Here is a 9,167-nt window from a genome sequence, read left to right as displayed (position 1 = left end):
GTAGGAAATTTGAGAGGAGCTGTCCTTAGTACGAGAGGACCGGGATGGACGAACCTCTGGTGCACCAGTTGTCGCGCCAGCGGCACAGCTGGGTAGCCATGTTCGGATGGGATAAGCGCTGAAGGCATCTAAGCGCGAAGCCCACCTCAAGATGAGATTTCCCATAGCGTTAAGCTAGTAAGACCCCTGGAAGAACACCAGGTTGATAGGCCAGAGGTGTAAGCGTCGTAAGGCGTTTAGCTGACTGGTACTAATAGGTCGAGGGCTTGATCATACAGGCTGTGCAGTTTTGAAAGAACTAATCCGGCGACTATGCCGCGGAGGAAACACCCGTTCCCATTCCGAACACGAAGGTTAAGCTCCGCAGGGCCGATGGTACTGCACCGCACGGTGTGGGAGAGTAGGTCGTTGCCGGATAGTATGGCCCAGTAGCTCAGCTGGTTAGAGTGCCGGCCTGTCACGCCGGAGGTCGAGGGTTCGAGCCCCTTCTGGGTCGCCATTTTAAATATGCCGGCTTAGCTCAATTGGCAGAGCAACTGACTTGTAATCAGTAGGTTGTAGGTTCGATTCCTATAGCCGGCTCCATTAGAAAGCAAGGTTTAACCTTGCTTTTTTTATTTTTTGATGTAAAATATATATAAATACACATGTAATTACACTAGAAGAGGATGTAATACGATGTATAGGATTAGACAGTTTTTCTGGGCATTATTTTCTAAGTTGACTGATGATGATAAAAAATTTGTTAATGCATATTTGAGTGAAAATGAAAGAGTTCTTTTTAACAGGCTTAAGGAATCCGAGAAGGTACATTCAGTTAAGGTAGCAAAAGAGGTATTGGAAAGGTCATTAGAACTAGATCTGTATGATATTAATCTAATAAAGGCTGCTCTACTTCATGACATAGGTAAAATAGATAGTGGTCTTAATGTAATAAATAAATCAATAATTACTATATTTAATAAACTATTTCCAAATTTTTTAAAGAGGTTTTATAATATAAGACCAATATATGCATACTATAATCATCCTGAAATAGCACTCACATATCTAAATAATTGTGACAACTATATAAAATTCTTAATAAAAAATCATCACAATTATGGAATAAATGATAAAAAGTTAAAAATACTTCAAGAAGTTGATTGTAAACATTAATATTTATATAATATAATTGCAATAGTTATAATTTTTTGACATACCCTAATATTATACGAGGGAGGATATATTATGGATTATCGTATTTTAATAGTTGATGATGAAGAAAATCTTGTAAAAGGAATAAAGTATAATCTTGAGCTTGACAACTATAGTGTTGATGTATCATATGACGGAGAAGATGCGTTAAGAAAAATAAGTGAAAATATATATAATTTAATAATATTGGACATAATGTTACCAAAAATAGATGGATTAACTCTATTAAAGAAGATTAGAGAAAGATCTTCAGTCCCTGTTATAATGCTTACTGCAAAGGGTGAAGATGAAGATAAAGTATTAGGTTTTGAATATGGTGCAGATGATTATTTAACTAAACCATTCAACATTTTAGAGCTTCGAGCAAGAATAAAAGCACTTTTAAGAAGAACATATGACATAGTTGCAAATAAGGGAGATATAATAAAGTCTGGAGATATAATGATTGATGTACCTTCAAGAAAAGTTAATATTGCAGGAAAGCCTGTTGATTTAACTTCAAAGGAATTTGATATACTTTTCTTATTGGTTACAAACCCAGGAAAGATATACAGCAGAGATACACTACTTGAAATAATTTGGGGTTATGATTACTATGGAGACTCAAGAACAGTTGACGTTCATATTAGAAGACTAAGAGAAAAGATTGAAAAGGATCCTAGTAACCCACAATATGTATTAACTAAGTGGGGAGTTGGTTATTATTATAAAGGATGATTTTATAAGAAATTCTGTTAAAATTAAACTTTCCTTATCTTATGTAGTAATTCTTACTGTATGTCTTTTTTTGGTTAATATATTTGTATTTTTAGCTATAAGAAAAGAGTATATTACAGAGAGGAAAGCGAACATATATTTATACCAAAGAACAATTGCTGATTTAGCTTATGAGGCGGATTTAAATAAAACGCCTCTTTTTGACATTGCTTTGGAAACTATATCAAGACAGTCAAATTCCAGAATATTGGTGATAGATGATAGGTATATTGTTAGATCGGATTCAAAAGATCAGATTGAAGGCACTTACTATCAAAATCGAGAAGTAAAAAAGGCTTTTTCAGGTGTAAAAACTGCAAGACTAAGAGGATTTTTTGAAAATAGTTATTTGAGTGTGGCAACGCCAATATTAGTTGGAGAAAATGTAAAGGGAGTAGTTTTATTTTTAACTCCTATAAATGATATATATAATAAAATTGTAGTAATACAAAAGAAACTTTTTGCCATATCAATTTTAATACTTGTTCTTGTAACTTTAATTGGGTATCTAATCTCAACCTATGCTACAAGACCTATATACAGTGTAATTGATGCAATAGAAAACATGGCAGAGGGTAATTTGAAGCAGAGGGTTGAAGTTATAGGGAATGATGAGATTGCAAGGCTTTGCAATGCTTTTAATGAAATGAATGAAAAGATAAATAAAATAGATAGGGAAAGAAGGCAATTTGTAGCAGATGCATCCCATGAGTTAAAATCTCCTCTTGCAAGTATTAATGTATTAGTTGAATCATTGATATCTAGCGAATTAGAAAATAAAGAGATGGCAATGGAATTCTTAAAGGACATTAATTCAGAAATAAATAGATTAACAAATATAGTAAATAACCTACTAGAACTTACCAAACTTGAAGGAAGCTTTGGGATGAAGGTAGAAAAATTTGATTTAAACGATGTATGTCTCCAAGTAGTAAGAAGGGTTGGATATATAGCTAAAACAAAAAATATAGAGATATTTTATGATGGACAGAGTGTAGAAATTGAAGGAAATAGAGATAATATATTTAGAGCATTATATAATGTTGTAGAAAATGCAGTAAAATATTCTTATGAATTTAGCAGAGTTGATTTTTGGGTTGAAAGGGATTACAGAGGAGCGATTGTGCATATAAAGGACCACGGGGTAGGAATTCCAGAGGAGGATCTACCCAAAATATTCGAAAGGTTCTATAGAGTAGATAAAACCAGAGACAGAAAAACTGGTGGCAGTGGCCTTGGGCTTTCTATTGTTAATGAAATTATAAAAAAGCATAATGGTAGTATAGAAGTTAAGAGCAGGGTGGGGGAAGGAACGGAATTTATAATAATAATTCCTTATGAATATAAGGGTTAGGAGTGTTGATTATGAAAAAAACTATTCTATTCCTTCTTCTTTCACTCTCAATTTTTATTTTTGGTTGTAGACAAAAAGAAATGCAAACACAGACATATGATGTTAGACTAATAGTTTATGAACCTGGTGATGATAATTTTTTAAGACCAAGAGAAGTTATAGCAAAATATAAGAATTCTTTAGAAGAGACAGCAGTAAATGAGGTTATAAATATATTAAAACAACAAGGACATATTAGTGAAAATTTAAAATTAAAATCTATAAAGAAGGAATCAAATATTGTCTATATTAAATTAAATAAAGAAGTTGGAGATATGAAAAAGGATAATAATCTTGTACTGTATTCAATAATAAATACTGTTACTGAAGTTCCAAAGGTTGAAAAGGTTGTTATACGTACAAATAAAGGAGAATATACCTACATAAGAAATAGAAATCTGATAAAGAGGGATAAAAGTTTAAATCCAGCTCAGGTACTAAAAAAACAGATGTTATATGAGCAGGAAGGAGATTTTTTCTCAGCGTATCTTTTGATGTCAGATGAAGTTACGAATGACTTTAGAAAAAGCTATGATGAATACTATAGAGAAATGCTTGAGGTATATAGTCTTGGATTTACAAAACAAAAGTTTGAAGTTGGTAGTTATACCGTAGATGGAAATATGGCTAAGGTAAAGGTAGTTTTTTTAGCTCCAGAAGGTAAAGTAGATCTATACTTTAAATGCGTTAATATAGAAGGTGTATGGCTTGTTGATTGGTTAACTTCTCAAGCAAATATGTAGGAGGCAAATATGAGGGGAGAAGAAAGAAGAGAATCAATACTTAACTATTTAAAAAAGGCCTCCTCTCCTGTAAAGGGAGGAGAGCTCTCTAAATTATATAATGTAAGTAGACAAGTTATTGTTCAAGACATTGCTCTACTTAGAGCAGAAGGGCATGATATAATAGCAACTCCTCAAGGTTATATATTGATGACAAATAATAATGGATATATAAGGAAAATAATAGCTGTAAAACATGATGAAAACCAAATAGAAGAGGAGTTAAGGACAATTGTAGGGTTAGGTGGTAGAATAATTGATGTAACAATTGAGCATAAAATATACGGGGAAATTACAGGCAAGTTAATGCTAAAATCTATATATGATGTAGAAATGTTTATAAATAAATTAAAAGATAGTAATGCAAAGCCACTATCCAACTTAACTGAAGGGGTTCACATACATACAATTGAGGCAGATAGTGAAAAGGATATGGAAAGAATTTTAAAGGTTTTAAAGGAAAAAGGTTTTCTAATTGAATAATATTTACAGATAGTCCAGTAATATGTTAAAATTTTAATAATTCTTTTGAAAGGTGGGGGATTATGGATATAAGAGCTAGAAAACTTGCCCAGGTTATTTTGAGATATTCATTAAATTTAAAGTCAGGAGATAAACTATTGATACAAGGTGGGGAAAAAACTTTACCCTTTATAAAGGAAGTATATAGAGAGGCTATAAAAATGGGGATTTTCCCTCAGGTTGATTTAGGGATAGAAGAGCTCACTGAGATAATGTTAAAACATGGAAATGACGAACAGATAATGTACATACCAGAATCTTCAAAGACAGCATTTGAAACAGTTGATGCAATATTAACAGTTTGGGGAGAAAAAAATACAAGAATGTTAACTAATATAGATGCATCAAAAATGAAGTTAAGATCAAGAGGAAGAAGACAGTTGATGGAGATATTTGAGAGAAGAATGGCAAACAAAGAATTAAAGTGGTGTGGTACTCTCTTCCCAACAGAAGCTAATGCTCAAGAGGCAAGTATGTCATTGGAAGAATATGAAGATTTCGTATATGGAGCTGGATATATAGATACAGAAAATCCAATAGAGAAATGGCAGCAGGTTAAAGAAGAACAAGATAGAATTTGTAAAATACTTGATACTAAAAAAGAAATAAGAATAGTATCAAAGGATACAGACATAAAGATGAGGGTAGAAGGAAGAAAATGGATAAATTGCTGTGGAAATGAAAATTTCCCAGATGGAGAAGTGTTTACAAGCCCAATTGAAGATAGTGTTGAAGGATATATTAGATTTTCTTTTCCAGGAATATATGCTGGACGCGAGATTGAAGATATAAAGTTAAGATTTGAAAAGGGAAAGGTTGTTGAGGCTACAGCAGCTAAAGGAGAAGATTTATTGCTTCAGTTATTGGATACAGATGAAGGAGCAAAGTTCTTAGGAGAGGTTGCGATTGGAACAAATTATGGTATAAAGAGATTCACAAAGAACATGCTGTTTGATGAAAAGATAGGTGGAACAGTACACCTTGCAATAGGAAGAGGTTTCCCTGAATCAGGCTCTAAAAATTTCTCTGCTATACATTGGGATATGCTTTGTGATATGAGAGATGGTGGAGAAATATATGCAGATGGAGAATTAATATATAAAGATGGAAAATTTATTATATAAAAATATGCCCCATGTAACTACATGGGGCATATTATATAATATCTTCTGTTTCGATGTTTGCAATAGTATCTAGTGAATTTATTTTCTTAATAAGTTGGGATTTACTTATTAGTCCCTTTTCAATTAAAAGCTCAATTAATCCAACTATCATTAATGTGTTTTTATAATCTAATTCCTTTAAGTTTGCAATTTGACTTAAAACATCAATTTCACTCATCTTAACCCCTCCCCATTATAATTATTGCCAAATATTGAGGGTTTAAACAGGGGGGGATATAATGAAGATAGATATTTTTATGTTTTTGGTATTATCTTTAATAACCTATTCTTTAGGGTTGATATCTTTTGGTGGGTTACAGATAATAATTATCATATATTTAATATGGGTAGGGGTTAGAATAATTAGGTATAGATTAAATTTTAGAATTAATAAGGTAAAGGTATATAGCTTATTGCTGGCACTTTTGTTTTTAGCTACCTTCTCAACAGGTTTTACTTATAAAAATACTAAAAAACCAATACCAGTTTTAACTTATCATAGAGTAAATGACAATGTTTATGATAAAAAAGTTCCTACAGTTTCAGTAAAAAATTTTGAAAAGCAAATGAGATATTTAAAAAGAAGAGGGTATAAAACAATAACAGAAAAGGAACTTTTAGAATACTATAATGGAAATAAAGTAAAACTACCTAAAAAGCCTGTATTAATAACATTTGATGATGGTTGGAGAGATAATTATGAAAATGCATATCCTATACTTAAAAAGTATGGGTTTACTGCAACAATATTTTTAGCAACAGGTAGGATAGGCCAAGACGATTATTTAACTTGGGAAATGGTAAAAGAGATGAAAAACAATGGAATAGATTTTGGTGGACACACTAGAAATCATGTCAATCTTTTAAAGGTTGATAAACAGACAGCTCAAAGGGAAATTCAATGGAGTTTTGAGGATATTGAAAAAAATTTAGGTATGAAACCAATTTCCTTCTGTTATCCATATGGTGGAGGGGATTTATCAAAAGAAATACAGGAGTTAGTTAAAAAGTCAGGATTTCAAATGGCTTTCGCAAGCCATAACTTTGGGATAAATATGGGTAATGTAAATAAAATGGCAATTAGAAGGATACTTATACCTAGATTTAATAGATTTCACAAATATGAATTTATAATTTTATTATGGTAATATTAAATTGATGTTGTAATTTTTTGAAATGGTGTTATAATATATATTAAAATAAACTGATGAGGGGAAATAGTAAATAAGTTTAAAGTTTAAGAGAGCTGACGGTTGGTGCGAGTCAGTACTTTGGCTTATTGAATCCATCCCTGAGGGTTTGCGATGAGCAAGACGGTAACCTCCGTTATAGGTTTCAAGGTGGGCTTATAGCCAATTAGGGTGGCAACGCGGAAGGTATGACCTTTCGTCCCTTTACAGGGATGAAAGGTCTTTATTTTTGTAAATAATAAGAAATATAAAATAGAAGAGGAGGATTTAAGATGTTAGATCTAAAAAGAATAAGGGCAGAGCATGAAGCTATAAAAGAGGCCATGAAGATCAGGGGAGAGGCCTTTGACCTTGAAATGATTGACAAGGTTGTAGAACTAGATGAGAAAAGAAGAAGTATATTAGCAGAAGTAGAAGTTCTAAAGAATAAGAGAAACACAGATTCACAAGAGATTGCAAAGCTTAAAAAAGCAGGTCAAAATGCAGATGAACTATTAAAGGAAATGAAGGAACTATCAGATAAGATTAAAGAATATGATGCTGAACTTAGCAAGGTAGAAGAAGAGATAAACTATTTGCTATTAAGAATTCCAAACGTACCACATAAGGATGTTCCAAAGGGAGAAACAGATGCTGATAATGTAGAAGTTAGAAGATGGGGTGAAGTTAGAAAGTTCGATTTTGAACCAAAGGCCCATTGGGATATAGGTGTAGACTTAGATATATTAGATTTTGAAAGGGCAGGTAAGGTAACAGGAGCTAGATTTACATTCTATAAAGGACTTGGAGCAAGACTAGAGAGAGCACTAATTAACTTCTTCCTTGATACTCATATAGATAAGCATGGATATACAGAAATATTCCCTCCATTTATGGTAAACAGAAGAAGTATGACAGGAACAGGACAGCTTCCAAAATTTGAAGAAGATGCATTTAAGGTAACAAATGATGACTATTTCTTAATACCAACAGCTGAAGTTCCTGTAACTAATATGTATATGGATGAAATATTGGATGGAAGTAAATTACCAATAAAGCATGTGGCTTATTCAGCATGTTTTCGTTCAGAGGCTGGTTCAGCAGGACGTGATACAAGGGGCCTTATAAGACAGCATCAATTTAACAAAGTAGAGCTTGTTAAATTTGCAGATCCAGATAATTCATACGAAGAACTTGAAAAGTTAACAAATGATGCTGAAGAGGTATTACAATTACTTGGTTTACCATATAGAGTAGTATTGATCTGTTCAGGTGACTTAGGATTTACTGCAGCAAAGAAATATGATATTGAAGTTTGGATGCCAAGCTATGGAAGATATGTAGAAATTTCAAGCTGTTCAAACTTTGAAGATTTCCAAGCAAGACGTGCAAATATAAGATTTAAAAAGGATCCAAAGGATAAGCCAAGATATGTTCATACATTAAATGGTTCAGGTGTTGCGGTAGGAAGAACTGTTGCAGCAATACTTGAAAATTACCAACAAGCAGATGGTTCAGTAGTAATTCCAGAAGTATTGAGACCATATATGGGTGGAATAGAAAGAATAACAAAGTAATTTCACATTTAGGAGTAGCATGAAATATGGCTACTCCTATACATTTATACTATATATTTATCATTGCAAAAAAGAATAGATGATTATATAATAAATAATGTCGATGGGCGACAGAGAAAAATAAAAAACTTAAATTGCAATATTAAATGCAACACCCCTGTGAAAAATCATGTAGAATAGGACTGACAATAGTCAAAATCAGCCTTAAGCCCATCTTAATAATAACAGGAGATGGAGTGCATGGGTTTGTCAAGGGCTGCGTAGCAGGCGGAGCTTTACCCTTGATAAACCACAAGCGACATCTATAATATTCAAAATATGGGATTAAGCAATCTTCGATAGTTCTTCATAAAAATATTTTTCTGGGGTTTTGTAATTTAGCAATTTACGTGGCAACCTATTCATCCAATTTTGAATCCTTTGAATTGTATCAAAAGATAAGTCTTTGATGCTTTTACCCTTAGGGATAAAACGACGTATAAGACCATTATGACGTTCATTAGTACCCCTTTCGAAGGAAGAATAAGGGTGAGTATAGTATACCTCTATACCATATTCTTTAAGCAAAGTTTCTAAATTACTAAATTCAACCCCACTTGTCAGCTGTG

Annotated in this window: 9 protein-coding genes, 2 tRNA genes, 1 rRNA gene, 1 pseudogene and 2 other annotated features (1 of these 15 only partly in view); of the genes and pseudogenes, 11 read left to right on the top strand and 2 right to left on the bottom strand. The window is 32.6% G+C overall.

The features are described from left to right. Positions 1-262 (top strand) — a sequence feature (mutual gap in cmsearch alignment for this rRNA model is longer than 100); it begins 898 nt to the left of the window's first position. A 40-nt stretch (positions 263-302) separates the two neighbouring features. From rrf to TCEL_RS12385, 9 genes are all read left to right on the top strand, one after another. Then, positions 303-417, top strand: a 5S ribosomal RNA gene (gene rrf, locus TCEL_RS12425). Between the two features lie 5 nt (positions 418-422). Continuing rightward, positions 423-499, top strand: a tRNA-Asp gene (locus TCEL_RS12420). A gap of 10 nt (positions 500-509) precedes the next feature. Beyond that, positions 510-585: transfer RNA gene (locus TCEL_RS12415), tRNA-Thr, on the top strand. A gap of 93 nt (positions 586-678) precedes the next feature. Further along, positions 679-1,158, top strand: coding sequence for an HD domain-containing protein (locus tag TCEL_RS12410; protein WP_018666622.1), 480 nt, complete (start codon positions 679-681; stop codon positions 1,156-1,158). A 72-nt stretch (positions 1,159-1,230) separates the two neighbouring features. Next, positions 1,231-1,914, top strand: a complete 684-nt coding sequence (locus TCEL_RS12405; protein WP_018666621.1) for a response regulator transcription factor — start codon at positions 1,231-1,233, stop codon at positions 1,912-1,914. Then, positions 1,892-3,307 carry a sensor histidine kinase gene (locus tag TCEL_RS12400; RefSeq protein WP_040684113.1) on the top strand — a complete coding sequence of 472 codons (1,416 nt, stop codon included), beginning with the start codon at positions 1,892-1,894 and terminating at the stop codon, positions 3,305-3,307. Before TCEL_RS12405 ends, TCEL_RS12400 begins: the two co-directional genes overlap by 23 nt. A gap of 11 nt (positions 3,308-3,318) precedes the next feature. Next, positions 3,319-4,089 (top strand): GerMN domain-containing protein, encoded by a 771-nt coding sequence (locus tag TCEL_RS12395; RefSeq protein WP_018666617.1) that lies wholly within the window; start codon positions 3,319-3,321, stop codon positions 4,087-4,089. 9 nt (positions 4,090-4,098) lie between these two features. Further along, positions 4,099-4,611 carry a transcription repressor NadR gene (locus tag TCEL_RS12390; protein WP_018666613.1) on the top strand — a complete coding sequence of 171 codons (513 nt, stop codon included), beginning with the start codon at positions 4,099-4,101 and terminating at the stop codon, positions 4,609-4,611. A gap of 59 nt (positions 4,612-4,670) precedes the next feature. Beyond that, positions 4,671-5,774 (top strand): aminopeptidase, encoded by a 1,104-nt coding sequence (locus TCEL_RS12385; RefSeq protein ID WP_040684112.1) that lies wholly within the window; start codon positions 4,671-4,673, stop codon positions 5,772-5,774. 31 nt (positions 5,775-5,805) lie between these two features. Here the strand turns inward: TCEL_RS12385 and TCEL_RS12380 are convergent, their stop codons facing one another. Continuing rightward, positions 5,806-5,991, bottom strand: a complete 186-nt coding sequence (locus TCEL_RS12380; RefSeq protein WP_018666609.1) for a hypothetical protein — start codon at positions 5,989-5,991, stop codon at positions 5,806-5,808. 61 nt (positions 5,992-6,052) lie between these two features. Here TCEL_RS12380 and TCEL_RS12375 point away from each other — a divergent pair, with 61 nt between their 5' ends. Further along, on the top strand, positions 6,053-6,961 hold the full coding sequence (locus TCEL_RS12375) for a polysaccharide deacetylase family protein (RefSeq protein WP_018666607.1): 909 nt from the start codon (positions 6,053-6,055) through the stop codon (positions 6,959-6,961). 50 nt (positions 6,962-7,011) lie between these two features. Continuing rightward, positions 7,012-7,210 (top strand) — a binding site (T-box leader). A 65-nt stretch (positions 7,211-7,275) separates the two neighbouring features. Continuing rightward, positions 7,276-8,559 carry a serine--tRNA ligase gene (serS, locus tag TCEL_RS12370; RefSeq protein ID WP_018666605.1) on the top strand — a complete coding sequence of 428 codons (1,284 nt, stop codon included), beginning with the start codon at positions 7,276-7,278 and terminating at the stop codon, positions 8,557-8,559. 324 nt (positions 8,560-8,883) lie between these two features. Here serS and TCEL_RS12365 read toward each other — a convergent pair. Further along, positions 8,884-9,167: pseudogene (locus TCEL_RS12365) on the bottom strand (IS30 family transposase); the annotation flags it as partial.

This window comes from Thermobrachium celere DSM 8682 (assembly GCF_000430995.1).
Classification (GTDB): Bacteria; Bacillota; Clostridia; order Clostridiales; family Caloramatoraceae; genus Thermobrachium; species Thermobrachium celere.
This window is presented reverse-complemented; position numbering and strand designations above follow the sequence as displayed.